At 36.0% G+C, this 23,225-nt stretch carries 23 protein-coding genes and 2 pseudogenes; 21 read left to right on the forward strand and 4 right to left on the reverse strand.

Annotation, left to right across the window (positions count from 1 at the left end; all coding sequences use genetic code 11):
* The first annotated feature begins 14 nt into the window (after positions 1-14).
* From ACQKOG_RS04515 to ACQKOG_RS04535, 5 genes are all read left to right on the forward strand, one after another.
* On the forward strand, positions 15-437 hold the full coding sequence (locus ACQKOG_RS04515; protein WP_370081160.1) for a DUF3995 domain-containing protein: 423 nt from the start codon (positions 15-17) through the stop codon (positions 435-437).
* A 41-nt stretch (positions 438-478) separates the two neighbouring features.
* Positions 479-1,090, forward strand: a complete 612-nt coding sequence (locus ACQKOG_RS04520) for a histidine phosphatase family protein (RefSeq protein WP_427445280.1) — start codon at positions 479-481, stop codon at positions 1,088-1,090.
* A 90-nt stretch (positions 1,091-1,180) separates the two neighbouring features.
* Positions 1,181-2,020, forward strand: coding sequence for a D-alanyl-D-alanine carboxypeptidase family protein (locus ACQKOG_RS04525; RefSeq protein ID WP_370081164.1), 840 nt, complete (start codon positions 1,181-1,183; stop codon positions 2,018-2,020).
* Between the two features lie 107 nt (positions 2,021-2,127).
* Entirely contained in the window at positions 2,128-2,301 is a 174-nt protein-coding gene (locus ACQKOG_RS04530) for a hypothetical protein (protein ID WP_370081166.1), read from the forward strand.
* 182 nt (positions 2,302-2,483) lie between these two features.
* Positions 2,484-3,749, forward strand: coding sequence for a polysaccharide deacetylase family protein (locus tag ACQKOG_RS04535; protein ID WP_370081168.1), 1,266 nt, complete (start codon positions 2,484-2,486; stop codon positions 3,747-3,749).
* Positions 3,750-3,809: 60 nt separating this feature from the next.
* Here the strand turns inward: ACQKOG_RS04535 and gltS are convergent, their stop codons facing one another.
* Both gltS and hutG read right to left on the reverse strand, forming a co-directional pair.
* On the reverse strand, positions 3,810-4,994 hold the full coding sequence (gene gltS / locus ACQKOG_RS04540; protein WP_370081170.1) for a sodium/glutamate symporter: 1,185 nt from the start codon (positions 4,992-4,994) through the stop codon (positions 3,810-3,812).
* Positions 4,995-4,999: 5 nt separating this feature from the next.
* Positions 5,000-5,956 (reverse strand): formimidoylglutamase, encoded by a 957-nt coding sequence (hutG, locus tag ACQKOG_RS04545; RefSeq protein ID WP_370081172.1) that lies wholly within the window; start codon positions 5,954-5,956, stop codon positions 5,000-5,002.
* A 139-nt stretch (positions 5,957-6,095) separates the two neighbouring features.
* Between hutG and ACQKOG_RS04550 the strand changes: the two genes are divergently transcribed.
* The 14 genes and pseudogenes from ACQKOG_RS04550 to ACQKOG_RS04615 all read left to right on the forward strand — a co-directional run bounded on the left by ACQKOG_RS04550 (position 6,096) and on the right by ACQKOG_RS04615 (position 18,299).
* A complete protein-coding gene (locus tag ACQKOG_RS04550) occupies positions 6,096-6,983 on the forward strand; it encodes a LysR family transcriptional regulator (protein WP_370081174.1) in 888 nt (295 codons plus the stop codon).
* A 119-nt stretch (positions 6,984-7,102) separates the two neighbouring features.
* Entirely contained in the window at positions 7,103-7,480 is a 378-nt protein-coding gene (locus tag ACQKOG_RS04555) for a hypothetical protein (RefSeq protein ID WP_427445287.1), read from the forward strand.
* Positions 7,481-8,108: 628 nt separating this feature from the next.
* The gene (locus tag ACQKOG_RS04560) at positions 8,109-9,344 is read left to right on the forward strand and encodes an acyl-CoA dehydrogenase family protein (RefSeq protein ID WP_370081178.1); all 1,236 of its coding nucleotides are present in this window, start codon (positions 8,109-8,111) and stop codon (positions 9,342-9,344) included.
* Entirely contained in the window at positions 9,341-10,117 is a 777-nt protein-coding gene (locus ACQKOG_RS04565; protein WP_370081180.1) for an SDR family oxidoreductase, read from the forward strand. The genes ACQKOG_RS04560 and ACQKOG_RS04565 overlap by 4 nt, the downstream gene beginning before the upstream one ends.
* A 12-nt stretch (positions 10,118-10,129) precedes the next feature.
* Positions 10,130-11,173, forward strand: a complete 1,044-nt coding sequence (locus ACQKOG_RS04570; RefSeq protein WP_370081182.1) for a phosphotransferase family protein — start codon at positions 10,130-10,132, stop codon at positions 11,171-11,173.
* A 466-nt stretch (positions 11,174-11,639) separates the two neighbouring features.
* Entirely contained in the window at positions 11,640-12,029 is a 390-nt protein-coding gene (locus ACQKOG_RS04575) for a GntR family transcriptional regulator (protein WP_370081184.1), read from the forward strand.
* The gene (locus ACQKOG_RS04580) at positions 12,026-12,715 is read left to right on the forward strand and encodes an ABC transporter ATP-binding protein (protein ID WP_370081186.1); all 690 of its coding nucleotides are present in this window, start codon (positions 12,026-12,028) and stop codon (positions 12,713-12,715) included. Before ACQKOG_RS04575 ends, ACQKOG_RS04580 begins: the two co-directional genes overlap by 4 nt.
* Positions 12,712-13,539 carry a hypothetical protein gene (locus ACQKOG_RS04585; RefSeq protein ID WP_370081188.1) on the forward strand — a complete coding sequence of 276 codons (828 nt, stop codon included), beginning with the start codon at positions 12,712-12,714 and terminating at the stop codon, positions 13,537-13,539. Before ACQKOG_RS04580 ends, ACQKOG_RS04585 begins: the two co-directional genes overlap by 4 nt.
* A gap of 12 nt (positions 13,540-13,551) precedes the next feature.
* Complete coding sequence (locus ACQKOG_RS04590) at positions 13,552-14,733, forward strand: hypothetical protein (protein ID WP_427445293.1); 1,182 nt, start codon at positions 13,552-13,554, stop codon at positions 14,731-14,733.
* A 591-nt stretch (positions 14,734-15,324) separates the two neighbouring features.
* A pseudogene (locus tag ACQKOG_RS04595) lies at positions 15,325-15,707 on the forward strand (VOC family protein).
* Between the two features lie 156 nt (positions 15,708-15,863).
* Entirely contained in the window at positions 15,864-16,250 is a 387-nt protein-coding gene (locus ACQKOG_RS04600; RefSeq protein WP_427445296.1) for a DUF5071 domain-containing protein, read from the forward strand.
* 257 nt (positions 16,251-16,507) lie between these two features.
* On the forward strand, positions 16,508-17,377 hold the full coding sequence (locus tag ACQKOG_RS04605; protein WP_427445299.1) for an alpha/beta fold hydrolase: 870 nt from the start codon (positions 16,508-16,510) through the stop codon (positions 17,375-17,377).
* A gap of 103 nt (positions 17,378-17,480) precedes the next feature.
* On the forward strand, positions 17,481-17,960 hold the full coding sequence (locus ACQKOG_RS04610; RefSeq protein ID WP_370081198.1) for an alpha/beta hydrolase family protein: 480 nt from the start codon (positions 17,481-17,483) through the stop codon (positions 17,958-17,960).
* A gap of 96 nt (positions 17,961-18,056) precedes the next feature.
* The gene (locus tag ACQKOG_RS04615) at positions 18,057-18,299 is read left to right on the forward strand and encodes a hypothetical protein (protein WP_427445302.1); all 243 of its coding nucleotides are present in this window, start codon (positions 18,057-18,059) and stop codon (positions 18,297-18,299) included.
* Between the two features lie 651 nt (positions 18,300-18,950).
* Here the strand turns inward: ACQKOG_RS04615 and ACQKOG_RS04620 are convergent.
* Positions 18,951-19,435: pseudogene (locus tag ACQKOG_RS04620) on the reverse strand (tetratricopeptide repeat protein).
* A 335-nt stretch (positions 19,436-19,770) separates the two neighbouring features.
* Here ACQKOG_RS04620 and ACQKOG_RS04625 point away from each other — a divergent pair.
* Complete coding sequence (locus tag ACQKOG_RS04625; RefSeq protein WP_370081202.1) at positions 19,771-20,616, forward strand: alpha/beta fold hydrolase; 846 nt, start codon at positions 19,771-19,773, stop codon at positions 20,614-20,616.
* 416 nt (positions 20,617-21,032) lie between these two features.
* Positions 21,033-22,168 (forward strand): IS3 family transposase gene (locus tag ACQKOG_RS04630; protein ID WP_370083798.1). Its coding sequence is split into 2 segments (ribosomal slippage): positions 21,033-21,258 and positions 21,258-22,168, totalling 1,137 coding nucleotides; the frame shifts between segments, so codons are not numbered across the junction.
* A 427-nt stretch (positions 22,169-22,595) separates the two neighbouring features.
* Here the strand turns inward: ACQKOG_RS04630 and ACQKOG_RS04635 are convergent.
* Positions 22,596-23,021: a DUF2809 domain-containing protein gene (locus tag ACQKOG_RS04635; protein ID WP_370081206.1), complete on the reverse strand. Its 426-nt coding sequence runs from the start codon at positions 23,019-23,021 to the stop codon at positions 22,596-22,598.
* Positions 23,022-23,225 lie beyond the last annotated feature (204 nt).

Genomic DNA, 23,225 nt, shown 5'->3' on the forward strand with positions numbered 1-23,225 from the left:
TTGGAGGTAACTATATGAAATCAATTTTACCATTAGTAGCTGCGGGATTACTGTGGTTTATCAGTTTTTTGCATATATATTGGGCATTTGGAGGTCGATGGGGTTCTGCAGCTGTTCTCCCTGTAAAAGAGGGGGAGCATAAACCTGTTTTTACTCCAAGAAAATGGGGAACATTATTCGTAGCCATTCTTATTCTATTTGCTAGTATCATTATCGTTGTTCAAGGTGATTATTTGCAGAGCTTTCAAGCAAATAGTCCATCTAAAATCGGAAGTATTGTCTGTGCTATAGTTTTCACTATTCGGGCGATTGGTGATTTTAATTATGTTGGAATTTTTAAAAAAATAAAACATTCACAGTTTGCTAAATATGATACTTGGATCTACAGTCCATTATGTTTGTTCTTTGGATTTGTCTATATCATTCTATTGTTTTAAAATGAGTGACAGCGGGGGAGAAATTATAGGGGGAAACAATATTGAATCAAACGATTTACTTACTTCGTCATGGTGAAACGGAATTTAATACACAAGGACGATATCAAGGAGAGCTCGATTCTCCATTAACAGAAGTGGGTGTACATCAAGTACAACAAAATGCACAAATGCTGAAAAGTTTAATTGGAAATCCTAATGAATGGAAAATTTTTTCGAGCCCATTAGGCAGAGCCATGCAGAGCACGGAAATAATTTGTGAAACAATTGGATATGACTTGAAGAATGTTGAAAAAGATGATCGTTTAACTGAGGTTGCAGTGGGACAATGGGCTGGACTAACAATGAAAGAAATCGAAAATTCTTGGCCAAATCTTCTTCAAAATACAGACGTGTATAATTGGTATTTTAATGCGCCTAATGGAGAAGCTTATGACTCAGTAGTGAACAGACTAAGTGCTTGGCTAGAAGACATTCAACATATACCGAAAGTGATTGCTATTTCACATGGTTTAACAGGTCGTATTTTACGAGGAGTATATGCGGATTTAAAAAAGGATGATGCACTGAAGTTAGAAGTATCTCAGGATGTATTTTTTAAATTAGCGAATAAAGATATAACGAGAATTTGTTCGGATTTCGATGATTTTTATTAATAAAAAATCAGCTTTAAGAATTTCTTCATAAATTTCCTACAGGAATATTCATAAATGCCTCCTATTATAATGTGTGGGGGGCGTTTTTTTATGAAAAAATTTGTCTTATTTTGTTTTATATGTGCGGTTGCATTCTTTTTTTATTATACGAACAACACAATAACGGAACAAACGCCAATAGAGTTACCTTCGTTGCATAGTAAAAATGCTTTGTTGCTGAATGAAAAAGGAGATGTATTATTCGAAAAAAATGCAGATGACATTATTTATCCTGCATCATTAACGAAAATTATGACAGCGATTGTTGCTATTGAAATGAGTACGGATCTGCAGAAGCAAACAATCGTTACACCACAAACGATTTCTAAATTTACTGTTCAAAATGCTTCCATGGCGGGCTTTAAGGCAGGAGATTTTGTAACGATAGAAGATTTATTATATGGCACACTGCTTGCCTCTGGGGCGGATGCTACAGGAACACTTGCGGATGCGATGGCAGGTAGTGAAGAAGCATTTGTGACATTAATGAATAATAAAGCGCATGAATTAGGGATGAATGATACCCATTTTGTCAATGCCAGTGGATTACATGATCCCGCCCATGTCTCCAGTGTCCGTGATATAAGTAAGCTATTTCATTATGCCATTAAAAATCCTACCTTTTATCAAATTTTGACTTCGAAAAGTTATATGACTCATGTCCCAAATGAATTAACGATAACAAGCTCACTATTAGCTAAAATACCAGGTGGGGAAGGTACAATATTGGGCGGGAAAACGGGCTATACACCTGAAGCGGGTCTTTGCTTAGCCTCGATTATCGAAAAAGATGGTAAACAATATATTTTCGTGACGACGAATGCGAATGGGCAGGCTTGGACACCACCATTCCATATTGAAGATGCTCTTACAGCGTACGGTGCGCTGTAAGAGGAAAAAATATGAAAAAAATAATAACTTTTTTATCGTTTCAATCGTCATATCTATAGGGTGCACTGCACAAGTACCTGAAAAAGGCGTCTTGGGGCCTTTGACAAATGAAAGTTGGCAAAATAGCTAAAACAGTATTCATGCTTGGGAATACAATCGATCATTTTCATTTAAGAGGGGAGGTACTACATGCCAATTGTTTTCATCATCTATTGCCAGCGCTACCACGGGGGATTTTTGATGAAGAAAAGGAGGAAATTATTTTAGAAAATTATCAGTAAACAAATTGATAACCGTTCATCCTAAAAAATGTGTAATTCAGAAATTATAAATCAGAAAAACTAGTTGATTCCTACTATTTCCTGGGATAATTTATTATTCTATAATTAAAGTCGAATCCTATACTTTTATGGAAAAAACATATGAGAAAAGACATCTGTGATGAAAAGGGCGGTGACGAACGATGAAAAAACTTTTACCCTATGCTATTATTTTGACTTTTTTAATCAGTTTTGTGTTTGTGGGTAATACTTCTGCAAATGCTGAGGGTACACCAGTTATTCAATCAGTAGCTAATGACACAACAGTTTATGTAGAACCTTCCGTAGAAAGTGCCGTAATCGGTCAAATAGTGAAGGGTAGTTATGTAACAGCTACACCAGTAAGTGAGGGATGGACTCGAATTAAAGCGCAACAGCTAGAGGGATATGTAGAAACGGCAGCATTAGTAAGCCTTACATCCGAAAAATATGTAGTGACGAAAAAAGATGGAACAACATTATTTACATACCCTAGTCCAAGTGCACAAAAAGCCGGACAGATTTACGAAAATAGTATGGTCTTTGTATATGGATCGGCACCTGGAGGTTGGTCATTTGTCCAACATGGTCATCAAACAGGTTATGTAGCAACAAATTCTTTAAAGAAACCTGTTGCGACAAAAAAACGAGTAAATGCTACTAATGGCGCTGTGCTTCGTTTAACTGCTAGCCCAAGTGGCGAGGTTCTCGGTACAATTGCCAATAAAACAGTCGTTCAGCAATATACAACGCTAGCAGGCTGGGCCTATGTAGAAGCAGGTGAACAAAAGGGCTATGTGAAAGCTTCAGAGCTAGCAAATATCCAAATAACTGATAACAAAGTATACAATAAAGGTGTACCAGTAGCGAAAGGGGCAAATAAGCGTGTGGCTTTAACATTTGATGATGGGCCAGATGCAAAAGTTACCCCACAAGTTTTAGCGATTTTAAAGAAATATGATGCAAAGGCTACATTTTTTATGGTTGGGCAAAATGTCTCTAAAAATTCAGCAGTCGTAAAGCAAATTTATGAGGCTGGCCATGAAATAGGCAATCATACATGGGACCATGCAAAGTTAACAGCCTTATCGACAGCGAATGTTAAACAAGAGGTTGATCGAACTAACAATGCAATTAATGCAGCGATTGGTCAGTATCCAACGGTTTTCCGTCCACCATATGGTGCAACGAATGATAAAGTTCGTTCTGTCATGACGATGCCTTCTATTCTATGGTCAATCGATACACTAGATTGGAAGCATCGCAATGCTGATAAAATATTAACGTATGTGAAAGCATCGGTGAAAGATGGCAGCATTATTTTAATGCATGATATTCATCAAACGACAGCAAATGGTTTGGAGAACGTAATTCTTTACTTGCAAAAACAAGGCTACGAATTTGTAACTGTTAGTGAAATATTACAATAATCAATAAGTCAAAAAATAAGCCGTGCAATTGTCATTATTAGACAGTTGCACGGCTCATTATTATTTAAATAGATTGATCGTCGTTATAATAATGGGAATACCGAAAACATCGATTAAAAACGCTCCTACAATGGGTACTACAAGAAATGCTTTTTTAGATGGACCGAAGCGTTGGACAACTGCTGACATATTGGCCATTGCATTTGGCGTTGCCCCTAAACCGTGACCAGCAAAACCGGCAACCATAACCGCCGCATCGTAATTCTTTCCAAGAATCTTAAACAATACAAAGATACTAAATAAGACAATGAAGAATACTTGGGCGAAAACAATGATGAATAGTGGTAGTGCTAAATCAGCAATTTCCCATAATTTAATACTCATGAGCGCCATTGAAAGGAAAACACCTAAAGTCACATCGCCGATTAAAGAAATGCTCTTCATGTTAATCGCTTCAGGTTTTATTTTATCCATAATATTGCGCACTAGTACAGCTACAAACATTGAACCAACATAGCCAGGTAGTACGAAACCTGTAGCTTCTGAGAATAATGTTCCAACATATGTACCTACAGCCATACAGAACGTAATTAATAATACTTGTGTAAAGAATGAATCGGATGTAATTTGTTCATGTTTATTTTCAAAATCAATTTCTTCCGTTTCTTGTTCATTTGGCGTTAAATTATATTTACCAACTAAGTACTTTACAATCGGACCACCGATTAAGCCACCAGCCACTAAACCACATGTAGCTGCAGCCGCACCGATTGTCATGGCTGATGAAATACCTAAGTCTTCTAATGTTTGTCCAAATGCTGCAGCGGCACCATGGCCACCTTCCATAGAAACAGCACCAGCCATCATACCGATTAATGGATGAATCCCCATTAGCGATGCAAGAGATACACCAATAACATTTTGCATTAATGCTAGGAAACCACAAGCCAACCAATAAATAATTAATAGTTTTCCACCAAGCTTCACAAGTTTAAAGCTTGCTCCTAAACCAATTGTTGTGAAGAAAGTAATCATAAATAAGCTTTGTAATGACGTATCAAGCGAAATTTCTAATACGCCTGTTGTTTTTAGAATAGTGGTCAATGCGGCGAATAGTAAGCCACCAACAACAGGTGCTGGTATACAAAAACGCTTTAAAAAACCGATTTTATTGATGAGCCAGCCGCCCAATGCGAATAGTGCAACTGCTAGAAATACTGTTGTAATTTGATTAATTTCGATCATGAACCTTATCTCCTAAGTAAGTGATTTAGTGCTTCGTAAACAAAATAAGCACCTAGTTTAACTGTGCGCCCATTCTCATCCAGAGAAGGATTTACCTCACAAATATCAAAAGAATGTGTATTTGGATGTGAAGTGACTTGTTGAAGTATCGTGCGTACAGTTTTTGGATCTAGTCCAAATGGTGATGGAGCACTAACACCCGGTGCAAAAGCAGCATTTAGTACATCCATACAGAGCGTTAAGAGAATATAATCATGATTATCCATATATTGCTGAAGATCATGCATGATTTGTGCTTTATTTTCTGGCGTCATATTTTCTTCTAACACATAGTTCACATGCAACTCATCGGCTTTATCAAATAGTTCTTTTGTATTGCCGAAAGGTTGTATGCCTAAAACAAAGTAATCGGCATGTGGATCCTGCTCTAAAATCTGACGGAACATTGTGCCAGACGATGGTTGCTCATCGTATGGTCGTAAATCGAAATGAGCATCTATATTGACGATCCCGATTTTCGCATCTTTAGGTAACGCTGCACGAACGCCTAAATAATGTCCGTATAATGTTTCATGTCCACCGCCAAGCACGACACATTGTATTTTTTTATTTAGCAATGTTTTGACAATTTCACCGAGCTCATGCTGTGCCTCTTCTAAAGCGTGATTAAGACAAAGAACGTTACCAACATCTATAATTTGCTGTTCATCATTAAATGTCCAAGGTAAGCTAGATAATGATTCACGTAGAGCATTTGGTGCACTTGCTGCCCCTACACGTCCCTGATTACGACGTACACCTTCATCACATATAAAGCCCACAATACCGGCATGCTGATTATCTGAAGCGCTTACATCATTAATAGGAATTCTTTTCACTTTTTGATGTAAACGGAAACTACTCGTATTAGTAGTTGAATCTATACGGCCTTTCCACTGTTTTTGATCTGTCATTGTATACATATCTTCATCAACCCCATTTCCAATATTATTCTAGTGAAAATATTGTTATGAATAAATTATATATTCACATAATTATTATTTCTAATATATAATTAATATTAATCTATAGCTTAAAACTATAAATGAGGAGGATGTTGTTGTGGATTTTAAACAATTACAATATTTTTTAGCAGTTGTGGAGCAAATGAATTTCTCGAAGGCAGCTGAAAAACTGCATATTTCTCAGCCTTCTCTAAGTAATGCTATTAAAAAATTAGAGCAAGAAATTGGCTCACCTTTACTTGAAAGGAATACAAGAAATCTTCAATTAACAGAAGCAGGCGAGCTTTTATATGAACGAGCAAACGTTATATTGAAAAACATGGAAGTTTTAAAAATAGAAATGGATGAGGTAATTGTACGTGGCACAAGTGAAATAACGATAGGCGTGATGGAATCGATTAAGCATTGGCTCCCAAAAGTCATTACAGAGTATAAAAAAGAATATCCAGAAATGATGATTCATCTAGTAGATATTTTAGGGAGTAAGCGTGTTGAAAAATCGCTTAAAAGCTATAAAACACATTTAATTATTACAAATCAAATAATGGATGATGAAGAGCTCGAAGTTCACTGCTTATATGAAGAGCGACTTGTAGCCGTTTTACCATTAAATCACCCATTAGCGAAGAAAGAGAAGCTGACGATCGCAGATTTAAGTGAAGAGCCTTTTATTATTAGTACAGAAGGCTTTCAAACGAGACATGACATTTTAGATGCATTTGAAAAGGCTGGAAAAAACATTAATATCCAATTTGAAATTGAACGCTTTGAGACGGCTGTATCTCTCGTTCGTGAAAATTTAGGGATTACCATTTTACCAGAAAACTATTTAAAAGGTCCTACAGCTAAAACTATTGTACAAAAGGAAGTAGATTGCCCCAATTTACGGCGAAATGTTTATGTAGTGTATTTAAAAAATCGCCATTTACCTTTGGCTATTCGTGAATTGCTTACTGATATTATGAAGAAAGGCAAAACACTTTAGACTATAGAAAGCTTAAACGACAACTGTTGAAAAAAAGCAATCATATTCTTGGAGTATGTTAAAGATTTGGCTGTCCAAGTTTTCTACGTAAATTATCAATATACAAGAGAGGGGACAATATGAGAAAAATAGTAATTGGTATTTTAATAGTTTGTTTATACTGTTTTCCTTTTGTTTATTTTTCGATGTACCAAGATTTTACTAACCGATCAATGCTCGGCTATTTAATGATGATTGTAATGACTTCACTTTTTGCTTTTTGGGGGAATTTTCTATGTAATTCAATTCCTTTTATTATCGGTAATATTGTATCGGCAGTTAGTTCCTTTTACTTTATCGGTAGGATGGAGGACACGTTAGGGATAGGATGGGATGGTGGTTATTTTAAACCCTTATCGCCTTCTCAACTAGTAGTAATTGTGAGTGTCTTAAATTTAATACCTCAGTTTTTCGCTATGAAGTTAGCTAAGGGACACAAAAATAAAGTTAAAGATTAAATTAATTGAGATGAGTGACTTCTTTGAAATAGAAGTTACTCTTTTTTTATGTTTCTTTACGTAATTTACCAATTTTAATGAATGGTTTATCACTCAAAATTGTAGATGATGTTTGTTAAAACGTATACCATTTATAAAAGTTGATTGGAGTGGAGACTGGGCGACTCCTCGGGGATTAGCGTCACAGATGAGACCCTGCAGCGAAGCGAAGCGGCTCATCGGACGCCCCCAGGAAGCTCTGCTCTGTGCGAAAGCGAAGCAACAGCAATTGTTTTATCTGTGCGAAAGCGTAGCGACAGCAACAACAAATGTTTTCTGTAGCGAAAGCAAAGCGGCAGCTACAAAGCGCCCAGCCGGAACGGAAATCAACCACACGTTATGTAAGACGCTATTCTGATTTGAAGATACATATTATGGCAAAATAGTGTTTTGACTTGTATTTTTTTATCGTAATGAGATTTTCTATACGCTGAAAACACTGTCTTGAGTATGAATTTTCTCTATAATTCAAATTTTTGTTTAATAGACATTGATTTACAAGAAATATAGCGGTAACATTTAATGTAAGAATAAAAATGAATATTCATTCATTTATCATTTTGATGTTCAAATAAAGGGGGGCTTTTTTATGAATTTTTCTTATAGTGAAAAAGTAGTAAAACTACAAGAGAAGCTGACAAATTTTATGGAGCAATACATTTATCCAAATGAGGCAGTGTTTGCTGCACAGGTAGAAGCAATGGAAGATCGTTGGGGAGCGATCCCACCAATTATGGAGGAATTAAAGCGCAAGGCAAAAGAAGCGGGCCTATGGAATTTATTTTTGCCAGAAAGCGAATATGGTGCAGGTTTGACGAATTTAGAATATGCACCTTTATGTGAAATTATGGGACGCTCTTTACTTGCTCCTGAAGTGTTTAATTGCAATGCGCCAGATACAGGAAATATGGAGGTTCTTGTGCGTTACGGCTCAGAACAGCAGAAGAAGCAGTGGCTAGAACCGTTATTACGTGGAGAAATACGTTCCTGCTTTGCAATGACTGAGCCTGCAGTTGCGTCTAGTGATGCAACAAACATCGAGGCAAGTATTGAACGGGATGGCGATTATTATATTTTAAATGGACATAAGTGGTGGACGACAGGAGCCGGTGATCCTCGTTGTAAAATCGCTATTTTTATGGGGAAACATAAGGATTCTACAGCACCGATCCATGAGCAACAGTCGATGATTTTAGTGCCGATGGATACACCAGGAGTGAAAATAGAGCGTATGCTTACAGCATTTGGCTATGATCACGCACCAGAAGGACACGGTGAGGTGACGTTTACTAATGTTCGAGTACCAGTTGAAAATATTTTGTGGGGAGAAGGAAAAGGCTTCGCGATTGCGCAAGGTCGTTTAGGGCCGGGTCGTATCCATCATTGTATGCGCCTTATTGGAGCTGCTGAACGTGCATTAGAGGAAATGTGCGTGCGTGTTCAGGAGCGACATGCTTTCCATCGACCACTCGCAGACCAAGGTGTGATGCGTGAGCGTATTGCGGAGTCCCGTATCGATATTGAGCAGGCAAGACTCTTAACGCTAAAGGCAGCGTACATGATGGACACAGTAGGAAATAAAGAAGCGAAGGCAGAAATTGCGATGATTAAAGTAGTGGCGCCAAATATGGCATTGCGAGTTATTGACCGAGCAATTCAAGCATTCGGTGCTGCTGGGGTAGGACCTGATACGACGCTTGCGGCACAGTGGGCAAATTCCCGAACATTACGTTTAGCGGATGGACCGGATGAAGTGCATCGTAACACGGTTGCCAAGCTGGAGCTGAAAAAGCATGCTAAAAAACAAGAGGAGCTGGTGAAATGACGGTACTAGACTTATTTAGCTTAAAGGGGAAAACTGCCATCGTAACAGGGGGAGGACGCGGTCTTGGAGCTCAAATTGCACAAGGCTTTGCTGAAGCAGGCGCTAACATTGTACTGTGCTCAAGAAAGGTCGAGGCATGCGAAGAGGTAGCCGCAGAATTAGCTGAATTAGGTGTACAAACATTAGCTCTTGCCTGTGATGTGACAAAGCCAGAGGATATAGCGAACGTAGTGTCAAAAACGCTTGAATCATTCGGCCAAATTGATATTTTAGTCAATAACAGTGGTGCGTCTTGGGGTACTCCAGCTGTTGAAATGCCGTATGAGGCTTGGCAAAAAGTCTTCGATGTTAACGTCAATGGCACATTTTTAATGAGCCAAGCTGTTGGCAAAATAATGCTAGAACAAAAGAGCGGAAAAATTATTAATATCGCCTCGGTTGCAGGGCTAGGTGGTACATTACCTGATTTCATGGATACAATTGGCTATAACGCAAGTAAAGGTGCAGTCATCACACTAACAAAAGACTTAGCCGTAAAATGGGGACCATATGGCGTCAATGTAAATGCGATTGCCCCAGGATTTTTCCCAACCAAAATGTCAAAAGTCTTAATTGAGCGTGGACAAGATTATTTAATGGGAGTGACGCCGTTAAAACGTTTAGGAACTGAAAATGACCTAAAAGGCGTTGCATTATTTTTGGCCGCGGCTGCCTCAGATTATATAACGGGGGATGTCATAGTTGTTGATGGCGGCATGAGCTCGATCATATAAGGGAGGGGTACAATGGATACGATACAAGTAAGGGCAAGTGAACGTATTGATGAAGTGAAATTACATTCATTTTTAAAGAGTCAATTTCCGGAGTTACCAGAGGGGAAGCTAGAAATTTCACAGTTTAGTGCTGGACATTCAAATTTGACTTATTGCCTAAAAGTAGGCGAATTTGAAGTTGTTCTTCGTCGACCTCCACATGGACCAGTTGCTAAAAAAGCGCATGACATGAAACGAGAGTTTACGATTTTATCAGCATTACATCCATTTTTAGCTGCTGTACCAAAACCTTATGTATACGTTGAAGATCGAGAGATTATCGGTAGTGATTTCTTTTTAATGGAACGTAAAAAGGGTATCGTACTTGATACTCATTTTCCACCTGGAACCGAAAATACAGAGGATTTAGGACGGCTCATTTCAGAAAAGATGGTTGATTCACTTGTTGCTCTTCATGCAATACCCTATAAGGAAACGAAGCTACAGGATATGGTGAAGCCAGACGGATTTATGGAACGACAAGTACATGGCTGGATTGAGCGCTATGATAAAGCGAAAACGGCAGAGCATGCTGAAGTAGCGGTATTGACAAAGTGGTTAAAGGATCATGTACCTTCTAATCATGAAGCAACCATTATTCATTATGACTACAAGCTTAATAACGCAATGTTTACAAGCGATTACTCTGAGATGATTGGTCTTTTTGATTTGGAGATGACAACTGTGGGGGACCCATTAGCAGATTTAGGCGTGGCCATGAGCTACTGGATGCATGCAGATGACCCAAAAATGTTACTATACGCATTTGGTGAACCACCAATAACGACTTTACCAGGGTTTTATACACGTCAGGAATTCATAAACCGATATGCAGAGAAAAGCGGGCGTGATGTTTCAGCCATCGATTATTATATTACATTTGCCTACTTTAAATTAGCAGTAATATGTCAGCAAATCTATTATCGATATGTGAATGGTCAAACAAAAGACGATCGTTTTGCACAAATGGACAAAATGGTAGCTGCACTAATTCATCAGGCTTCCAAGGCATTATAAACTATGGTATAAATGACGGTTGCTTGTAAAGCAGCCGTTATTTCACGTTATTAAATACTTTTCTGTCAATGAAATTAAGTGTCAAATTTATATAAGGTAAATTAATACTTTTTTTCTGTAAAAAATGTGCATGCATGGGTTAGGAGCATGCAGCTCATTCGAACGTGGAAAGTACTTTTACAACTGGTTGTTTTTTTGAACATGGATATTTATTTCCATGGATTTGATTGACATAAAAAGTGTATTAAGCATATAATACATTACGAAGAGTGTATTGTGTGCTTAATACACTTTTACATTTTTTTGAGAATGGTGTATTAAGTTGTTAATACACCGAGGCCGATTAGCGGGTAATGGCTAAATAATAAATCGGGTAGTTCTTTAAAAGTACTTAGCGCACAAATATGTTCAATCTGTATTAAGTGCTTAATACACGAAAAATATAATTCTCTGGGAGTTGAGTTAATTGACTGTAAAGTTTAATAATCGGGATCCAGTTTATGTCCAGGTTATCCGACATTTTAAAGAGCAAATCGCCCAGGGTTATTTTGAACCTGGTCAGGAGATTCCATCAAGAAGAGAACTAGCCAACCAGCTGAAGATTAACCCAAATACTGCACAACGAGCTTATAAGGAAATGGAGGAACAAGGATTGATTTTTACTGAGGGAAATATGCCTAGCTGCATTACTAAAGATGAAGCGGTCCTTAAAAGCGTCCGTGAGGAATTGATTATTGAAGCGGTTGACTTATTTTTAGGTTCTATTAAATCCATCAATGTACCGTTATCCGAAGTGCTGGAACTAGTTAAGAAAAAGCATGATGCCGAAAGTGGAGAAGCGGAGGAATCGAAATGATCGAAGTAAAAAATGTCATGAAAAAATACGGCAGGAAACAGGTATTAAAAGGACTTTCTTTTACTGCTGAAAAAGGAGAAATTACTTGTTTAATCGGTATAAACGGCGTAGGAAAGACGACAATCATGAAAGCTATTATGGCGCTCACTCCTATTAATAGCGGTGAAATTTTGATTGATGGAGAAAAAATCCGGAAAGAAAGCTTTGAAAAAGTTACCTTTATTCCAGATACGATTACGATGTTGCCGCAAATGAAAATTTGTGATGCCTTTGCGTTCATGGCCGATTTTTATAAAAACTGGGATCCTCAAAGAGCAGAAGAGTTGCTGCAATTTTTTAAACTAGACCCTACTGAACGGATTGCCAATTTATCAAAGGGGAATATGGCTAAAGTCAATATGATATTAGGTTTGGCACTGAATGTGGATTACTTACTGATGGATGAACCATTTTCTGGTATTGATATTTTCTCCCGTGAACAGATTGCCGAAGTGTTTACAAGCCACTTAATTGAAGATCGTGGTGTGATTATCACAACCCATGAAATTAGTGATATTGAACACTTGATTGATAGAGCAGTGCTTATTGATAACGGTGAAGTATTAAAGGAGTTTAGCGTAGAGGAAGTACGTGAAAAGGAAGGGAAATCAGTCGTTGATGTCATGAGAGAGGTGTATTGTGGATGAAAAACTTTTTCAAACTTCTTAATTTCGAAGTAAATCGAATTTTTAAATTGTACCTAACTTTAATAGGATTGATAATTGTCAGTCAGTTCATTGGGGCGATTGTCGTGTCGAAAGTATATATGAATGACGCAGATCAGGTGATGTATAAAAATCAACTATCAATGAGCCAATATATTAAGGAATACGGGGTTTCTCCTTTTCATCGTTTCATTGAATCTGGTTGGTTTATGATGCCAATCTTTTTTAGCATCGCCATGTTGATGATTTATGTTTTCTTTATTTGGTATCGAGATTGGTTTGGAAAAAATACGTTTATTTACAGATTATTAATGTTGCCAACTGAAAGAATTAGTATTTATCTCGCAAAATTGACGACTGTTATGTTGTTGGTACTTGGTTTGGTTACTTTGCAAATATTGTTAATCCCGATCGAAATACAAATTTTTAATAGTATTATACCAACAGATTTACAATCGCATTTTTCATTTTATGATATTTATAGTTTAAGAATGTGGGGCTGGCTGTATCCGAAAACCTTGACAGAATTTATCCTGATTTATGGAGTCGGGCTTATCTTTGTAACAGTTCTATTCACTGCCATTTTAATTGAACGAAGTTACGGTTTAAAAGGCATTTTTTTCGCAATCATTTATGGAATGCTTTCGTTCGGAGTCCTTTTTGTACCAATACTAGTGAATGAATTTGATAGTGGCTATTTTTACGCACTTGAAGTCTTTCTAATGGAACTGGTAATGAGCGTCATCGTATTAAGCAGTGCCATTTGGATCGCAAATCATTTGCTAAAATATAAAATCAGGGTCTAGGGGGGAATGACAATGAAAAAATATTGGAAAACGATATTGATTAGTTTAATCATCGTGACGACAATCGGTTCTTACTATATTCAACAGGCAATGGCAAAGGGTGTATCCTTTAAAATCGAAACAACTAGCGGAAATAAGGGAGAAATCGACAATCTTATTCTTCAAGCGAGTTATCAGAGTGGTGATATTATTCGAGGGTTGCATATATCAAAGAATGGTTCGACTAATCAGAGCAGGTCTTTCATTGGAGAGTTGATAGGACGAAATAACCCTTTGATGTTTCAAAAATATATTGAAGAACACCGTAGTTTTATGCGTGGAAAAGAATTAAATCCTGGTCAGTATTTTGAAGACGAAGACCGTTTGATTTACACCACTTTTCAAAGTAATGGTCGAAAAGAGGGCCGAGGAAATTTGTTCACTCTTCAAATCGACACACTTGATAAACATACAAATGACAGTTCTTCATTTGAAATCAATATGCCTGACCAAGTGAGATATGACTGGATTAATGAGAGAGATGTCTATGTAGAAAATGGAAAAATAAAGATTTTAGGAACTAGCTATCTCAATGGTGATGAAGAGCTGCATATATATACGATTGATGAAAACAAAAAGGAATTAGAGCAGGACTCAATACTTGCAAAATTAGCGTCAGAAGAGAGATTCCAGGCCAGCATCAATATATTTAATGACAATAATAAAGTACAAAATGAAAATTATCTCTTATATATGGTTGAAAATTACAAATACCTAGATGATGATAAGCCTGAAACGATTTCTAGTAAAATGTATCTTTATAACTATCTCAATAATGAAGTGAAGGAATGGACAATTCCAGCCGAATTAGAACCATATAAGGAGTCTATGATTCTTCATGGAACAGATATATTCATTCCTGTTCGCTCAGCCAATGGTTTAGAGCTGTACCGTTATAATATAGAAAAAAAACAGTGGGAAGAGCCTTTAAACTTAAAATATCCAAGCATTGAAAATGATGAAGAAAAACCTTTTTTACAGGTTACAGATGGTAAACTATATTTAGTCGATCGTGTTTTTGACGGTCATTTCCTCTTTATCGGTGATTTACGTACAGGTGAATCATTATATGAAGGTAAAATCATCATCGAAAACAAAGAAAATCTAGATGCAGATTACTCAATAATTATCGGGCAATTATATAACATTAATTAAAGAACATAAAATTTAGAATGAAGATGGTGTTTAACTTCTTTCAGCACTTGTTTAATGTTAACGTAAGTGAAACGGCAGTTACAGAAATCTCCCACCTCTATAGGTGGTGAGATAAATGCGAATTTAAGTTACTTTTCAGCGGGTGTCCAAACACCTACCTGTACCTGTCGCTACGCTTTCGGTACAAAAGACACCTGTACCTGTCGCTACACTTTCGGTACAAAAGACAACTGCTGAAATAGAGGAACTTGGTCTTAGAACGCCACGTCCTGTGGCATTACCGAAATGACCGACATCGTGTCGGCCCTCATGAAGTATGGGAATTGGCTAACTGACCTGGAACTTCTACTTGTAGGAAATTTTTAACTTTTTTCAGGAGTTGTGAAATCTTATTCATTAGGTAATTGAACTAACTAGCTAATGGCTTGTGAAACTTGTTCTTAAACTTTTGGAATGCTTTACTTGAAGAATATTGAGTTGCTTAGGCAGCTCTTTTTTTATTGGACTAACTGTGCAATTTAGTTTAATAAGAAGGATTGCTTCTTACTTTATAGAATACATGTAATATGTATTTTTTTAGGAGGTAAATAGATGATTTTTGAAATAACCAATCAAGTTCGTGTAACTGATTTTAACGAAGGGTATAAGTGGTATGAAGCATTACTAAGCAAAAAAGCTGATTTCATACCACACGACGGATTTGCCGAATGGGAAATAATCCCTGGTTGCTGGTTGCTGAAGGAATACCATCAGAGGAAAGTGGGCCTTTACGTTTAGGGGTAACTGATATAGTAGCTGAAAGAGATCGACTAGTTAAAGAGTTGGAAATTGACGAATTTGAGATATACTCCCGTGAAGAAGTTTCTGCAAAATGGGGAACTTTCACTGACCCTTGGGGGAATCGACTTGGACTATTTGAGTATTTGGATAAGAAAGAAGAAAATGACCGTATAAAAACAATTATGGGAGTTTAAATATTTTGCTTGTTGTACTAACGGAGGCAAAAGTTTAAGATCAAGCTACCGAAGTCAAAGGTAGCTTTTCTTATTGACTAACGGCGCGGATTAATTTAATAAAGACCGATATGATAAATAGATTTCCATCTATAAAAATCAAAGGGAGGGATTCATATGGAAAACTTTGAAGATCTATTGCCAAGATATAAATTTGATAATGATAGAGTAGAAATGATTAAAAAAATGGATAGAGTTAAAATATTGCCTTTACTTCCTAACCTCCTTGAATGGATTCAAGATATGAATTGGCCAGTGGCACCAAGCGTATTAGAATTACTTTTAACTTTTCCAGAAGATATTGTTCCACATGTGCAAAATGTTTTATCTTCAGATGATGATAACTGGAAGTGGTTTATTTTACATTTTTTAGTTACAGAATTACCAGTAGAGTCAAGAGTTCAGTTTAGAGAGTATTTAACTAGAGTGGCTGAAACACCTAAACATAATGAACTCGCAGAAGAACTTGATGAAATCGCAAAAGAGATTTTGGAAACAATCTAAAAAATACCCCTTATTAACTAAGGTAAGAGCAATTTTATAAAGGAAAGATAGATAGTGTAAAAAGGTTTTAAGATGATATGCTTCAATTCTCTTTTCTGATTCATATGATTCCCACGCTTTTGATATTTAATAAAATATATTCTTCCGAAAATATTGTTTATAGAGGAATTATTTCCAATTTACTAGAAAGAGTATACATAGAAAAATAAATACTTCACTAACGGAGCAGGATAGTTTAATAAGAAAGGGAGATAACAGTGGGATATTGGGAAAGGGAGTTACTTAATACGTCACGAGGCACCTTCGAAATATTTATCAAGGGAGAAGGGGAACCACTTTGTATAACCCATCATTACTCTGTATTTAATCAGACAGGAGATTATTTTGCAGAGACATTTACAAAAACAAACAAAGTATTTTTAGTAAATTTAAGAGAGACAGGACATTCAGAAAAAGCAATAGAGCCTTATCAACTGAGTATGTTGGAATCAATATTCGATTTAGAAGCTATACGTGAAAAATTAGGTTTTGTAAAATGGGGATTCGCAGGGCATTCAACTGGAGGTATGTTAGGAATAATTTACGGAATATATTTTTCAAATAGCGTAGATTTCAATGTAATTGTTGGAGCAGCTGCAAGAGAATATATGACATTTTCAAAAGATTGTATTTATAATCCTGAACACCCTAAATTCAACAGAATGCAAGAACTGATTGAAATCTTAAAACACCCAGATTTACTAACAGAAAAAAGAAATAAAGTAAAAACTGAAAGGACAAAGCTATCTTTATTTGAGCCTGATAAGTATGATGAACTTTTTTCTCAAAGTATTAGTAAGGAAATATCTGCAATTCGTTTGAACTTTTTCAGTCGAGAATTGCAAGTATATGATGTGTCGAAAAAATTAGGATTTATATTAACACCAACTTTAATAATAGGTGGTAAATATGATGTACAGTGTCCAGTAATATATTCTATTGAAATGAATGATGAAATACCGAACTCAAAATTAGTTATTTTTGAAAGAAGTAACCATTATCCATTCTTAGAAGAATCAGAGCGATTTATGGAGGAATATAAGTTATTTATAAAGGAACAAAATTTTCTAACGGGGCAGTTTTCTTGAAGAGGAACATATAGCAAAGAATAAATATGCGAAAAAGGAGTGAGTTTAAATGGACAATATTAATTATAGCAGTAAATAGAATAATTATAGAGAGGTATCACCATTGACAAAAATATTAATGGAAGATCGCATAGTGAATAACATACCGATTTTAAGTATTTATCAAAATGAATTAAAGAAATGCCCATTAATTTTTTTTCTTCATGGATACGGAGGAGACCGTGAGCAAGCATTAGATTTTGGATATATGCTTGCTAAAAAAGGGTTTTATTATGTTAGTATCGATTGCAAAGACCATGGTATGAGGAAAATGAACACCGAAACTAACAAATTTTCTAAAGTATTTCCACCAGATACTGGTCTTGATTCTTATGTTCATATGCATGAAGTAATAGAACAGTCCGCATTCGATATACAAAGTCTCATTGAATATTTTAAAAGTAGAGATGAGATTGATAAGAATAAAATAGGAATATCAGGTTTATCTATGGGAGGATATGCAACATTTTATATCGCAGCTAATAACCCTAATATAAAAGTTGCGATTCCAATAGCTGGAAAGCCATCTTTTTCAAAAGCATGAAAAGATAGTATCCTATCAACAGGTACTTATGAACAATGGAGAGAACCGATTCAGAATGCAGCGAAAGAAATAGCAAAAAGAACAGAGTATTTCCGAATGATAGATCCATATGAAAAGTTAAGTAGTTTTTCACCAAAACCATTACTAATAATCAATGGCGATCAAGATACTGATTCACTATTTACTTATTCATTAGAGCTCTATGAAAAGTTGTTACCATTGTACGCTGAACAGCCAGAAAATCTTCGACTCAGCATGCCTTTTGTAGATCACCAATTTAATTATTTTATGAAGCTTGAAGCTTGCAATTGGTTTGAAAAGCATCTTGGTATCCATTAATAGGATACTTTTTTGACAAATCTTATTGTGCTAACAGGGGCTTTCGTGCAATAAGGATTTCAAAAATAATCAAGCTTTAAGAAGTTAATCTACAAAATCCAAATAAGAGCATGTTTTGATCAATCTTTTTTCAAAACATGCTCTTTAGATTTGTTCTTATATTGAGATAAATCGTATTAATTTAACCAAACTTATTTTAAAGCTAGAACTAGGTTGATTTTCCGTTCGACTGACGCTTTTCTGGGAGCGGTCGATCGACGCTGATCCATAAGGAGTAGCTCAGTCTATACTCCAATTTAAGGACTGACCAATTTGTTTTTCATCTCTGTAAAAAAACAACAGATTATCCGACGTTATATATTATATTTTAAGACAAATTCTCGCACCCCAATTTATTATCATAACAAAATATACCCGTTAAGAAAATCAAGAGAGAGGGAATGCATGTTCTTATTTTATCATAGATTCTTTCAAAATGAAATTTTCACAGCATAAATAGCTTGCACTATATAAGGTCATTTCAATGAAAACTTTTTTTACTATCTTGAATTTATCGAGAAACACAAAGTAATATAGTTTAATAGGGTTTTAGGTCTATTTAGTAATATGAAAAGATCAGGTTCATAAACAGGAGCCTGATCTTTTATTGTGTTATTCCCAAGTTTGATCTAGCTTATTACTGTAGAACTTAATGGCTTTGCTATAATCTTTTATTCCTTCATGATGAGTAGTGTGAATTACTGTATTTAATAAAGTTTCCATAGCCTTTGAATGTTCACTAAGATTATAGAGAGTCATCGCATAAAAAACCTTTACATGTTCGGCTTCTGGAAACTCACTTAGAGCTTGTTCAAAAATACGTTTCGACTGTTCATATTGCCCTAATGTACGATAGGTGCTACCTAATCCTAAATAAGCTCTACTAAAAATTCTGGCTTAAGCCCTAATTGAATCGCTTTTTCATAGTGGGGGACAGCCTTTTGTTCTTTTCCTAATGAATCATATGTCCAGGCACATTGAAATTGGTAGTATCCATTTTCAGGCTCTTCATTAACTAGAGCTACCATTAATTGATTCGCTTCTTCCAATCGACCATTCTCTCTTAATGTAATGATGTGTTGTAATCGTTTATCCATTGTCTTGTATCCTCTATCTTTCTATTTTTTCTAATATTTAATAATTTTAAACTTTTGAATTAATATTGTATACTTGATTTAAATTTTAAAAATTTTACTTTTCTATATTATCAGGCATATTGAATAGAAAAATATTGAGTTATGATTATGTACGAAATCGACAACAACGAAGCGGCTCAGCGCTCGTTTTTCAATTAATAAAATAATAATGGGGTGAATTAGAATGCTTGAGCGTTCTATGGAGAAAACACGGGAATGTAAAAAAGAAAGGGAGTGATTGAAAGAAGAGCATAATATGAAGCTCTTCTATATAAAAAGAAAAGAGGACGATTATTATGAATAATTATCAAAGCATCTTAAGTGAAGGATTTAATTTAAAATATTGTGTGAAGGGACAAGGTAAGCCGATATTGGTAGTGGGTAGCAGTGTATATTATCCACGCTTGTTCTCGGAAAATTTATATAAACATTTTCAATTTATCTTCTTAGATCATAGAGGTTTTGTAAAGCCTCCTCATTCTTTAATGAAAGAAGATTATACTTTGGATAAAATTGTTGAGGATATCGAAACAGCAAGACAATGGCTAAAGCTTGAGGATTTCATTATTTTAGGACATTCTGGGCACGCATTTATGGCTTTGGCATATGCCGAAAAATATCCTCAATATGTTCAGAAGGTTATTTTATTAAATTCAGCGCCGACAAACAGTCAAGAGAGACAGCAGCAAAGTTTTTCATTTTTTAATGAAACTGCCAGCGCCCAGCGTAAAAAGCAATTTGAGCATGATATTGCCTTCTTAGAGAATGATATTCACAATGATCCTGAAAGACGATTTGTGCATATGTGTATCCGCATGGGAGCGCATAGCTTTTATGATTATACGTTCGATGCTGCTTATATGTGGGATGGCGTCTATACAAATATGGAAGTGATCGATTACCTTTGGGGTGTAGCTTTTGCTGAACGAAATTTAATCCAATCTTTAGCTCACATTGATAAGCCTATATTTGTAGGGTTAGGAAGGTATGATTATTTAGTAGCTCCTGTTTCGCTCTGGGGTGTAATGGATGATTCATATGAAAATGTGAAGAAGGTCATTTTTGAAAAAAGTGGCCATAACCCAATGTTTGAAGAACCGGATATTTTTGATAGGGAATTAATCAACTGGATTAATGAATAGCATGATGACCATTATTCATATGGCATTGTAATAAAGATTGATCATGTAAAATAAGGTTCCATTAATTGATAACACTAAAATGAAAAATCGCTAGAGAATTAATAAAATTCCCGAGCGATTTTTCATTTAATTGTTTATGGCAGTTTTCTCGAAGATTGTTGATGTTAAAACAAAACGGCAGATTTAATCTACAAAACTTGTTGAATAAATTCTATCTTTATATATTTTGTGAATCAAAATTTAACTAAAGCACAATATCTTAATTATTAATTTTCGTTGAACACTCAATACAGATAAACTTTCCTTCGAGATTTAAATAAGCTTTGATCTCAGTAAATCCTTGGATGTATTATAGATAAGTGGACATACCTCGGTTAAATCAATAGAATTGAACATAAGAGAGGACGTGTCCGACCATGAGTCAAAAAAAGTACAATAAAGAATTCAAACAAACAGTAGTCGAACTTTATCGTTCGGGTACACCGGTCAATCAACTAGCTAGCGAATATGGTGTGTCAGAAGTCACAATTTATAAATGGATTAAACTCCATTCTCCAATTGAAGGAACTGGGGAGTTAACTGCAGCTGAAGTAGCTGCTATTCAGAAGGAAAACCTTCGCTTAAAACAAGAGGTAGATATCCTAAAAAAGGCTATGACCATATTCGCGCAAAAATAGAAGACCAAGAACTGATCGACCACATTACAAAAGAAAGCGAGCATCAACCCGTTCAATTGATGTGTCGCATTTTAAAAATGCCTAAAAGTACGTATTATCAATCATTTCACAAAAAGCCGAACAGCTATCATGTCGCCAATGAAAAGCTACTCGCTCGTATTCGCGTTATTCATAAGGAAAGTGACGGCCGTTATGGTGCACCGAAAATATTTCAAATCCTTAAACAAGAGGGCTATACAGGCAGTATTGATCGCGTTCAACGAATTATGAGAAAAGCAGGCATTCGTTCAAACATTACAAAAAAGTACCGTCCGACGCCAACGCAGAAACCAGTTGAAGAGCGTGAAAACGTGTTGGGACAAGACTTTACAACCGAAAACATCAATGAAAAATGGGTGGCAGATATTACGTATATCCACACAGTAAATGATGGTTGGTGTTATTTGGCGTCGGTATTAGATTGTCATACAAAGAAAATTGTTGGATATAAATTTGGTCGTAAAATGACGGTTGACCTAGTCTTAGAAGCACTTGATAACGCAGTAGCCGCGCAAAATCCAGCGCCAGGACTCATTATACACACGGATTTAGGTTCTCAATATACAAGTGAAGCTTTTGGCGAGCGCTTACAGAAATACGAAATGATCCCATCATTCAGTCGAAAAGGTTGCCCATATGACAATGCGTGCATCGAATCATTTCACGCAACACTCAAAAAAGAAGAAGTATACCGAACGCGCTACAGCCACTTTGAAACCGCACGTGTAGCTTTATTTAAGTACATCGAAGGCTGGTACAATCGCAAGCGAATCCATGGTAGCATTGGTTATTTCACACCCGATGCATATGAGATAATGTGCCGAGTAGCAGCGTAAAAAGGGGACAAAGAAATCTACCCCTCCACATTTTCGGGCGCAACCTCCATGCATTTTCCGCTCTACATCCCGAGTAGGCGGTCAAAGGCTCTTTTCACTTTGACGGTCTACTCGGGATGTGGAACACTCCAAAAATGGACGTTGCGCAACACAAAAAATTAACTTGAGTGTGTCTACAATCTTGACGTAGATCCACCTTTTCGTTTCGGATATCGAATTTGGACAAATATTTCTTCATCATGCTTGATTTTATTACTACACTTCATACATTTTGGAATTATTAGTACCATCATATTACCTCCTATATTTGAATACTGCTAAACTCCTCTACTCAATACGGTTGAAAAAAATAAAAGTTCATTCCTGATTATTAAAGAAACCTGCCCCTTTAGTTGAATAGCAACAATCTTTTCGAAAACATCCTTATTTAACCTCGAAGGGAGAACTTAAGTGTCACCTTATCTATTACAGTAGCTATTATAATACCCACTGTATATCGAACCAAATCCTCTACAAGAAAACCTTTCCCAAGTATCAAAGCCCCGAGTGTTGTCCCACGAATCTGATTAATCCAGTCTTCCTGATACAATTGGCTAAATTCAATGCCAAAGCTAAACAAAAAACTGAGCCAAATGGCTGTGAGGGTGCTCTTACGCACTAGCAACAATCGAAATCCGAAATAGACCATCATAGCCCATAGCATGTCCCCAGCGTTCTGCGCCACAAATGACGGAAGTAGAAGACTCCATTTTCTAGAAGATAGACCTAATATGATAGTGATAACAACAGCTATCAAATAGCCAATTCGCATGCTACGGTAGTGCAAGTTGATAGATTTATGCTCATTAGTCATTAGAATCACTCTTTCGGCATGTTGATATTAATACATTATGATTCATTATCTCATAAATAGTGTCAGCTACAAATGCTAATTTAAATATGTACATTCCTGCTTGAATAAAGATGTACAAAAATGCTCTTCCATTTCATACTAATACTGAGGTGTTAGTATGCATATTCAATTAGAGATTGAGACAGATTTTAAAATTAATAGTCT

Origin of the sequence: Lysinibacillus sp. NPDC093216 (genome assembly GCF_050280325.1) — a bacterium.
Taxonomy (GTDB): domain Bacteria; phylum Bacillota; class Bacilli; order Bacillales_A; family Planococcaceae; genus Lysinibacillus.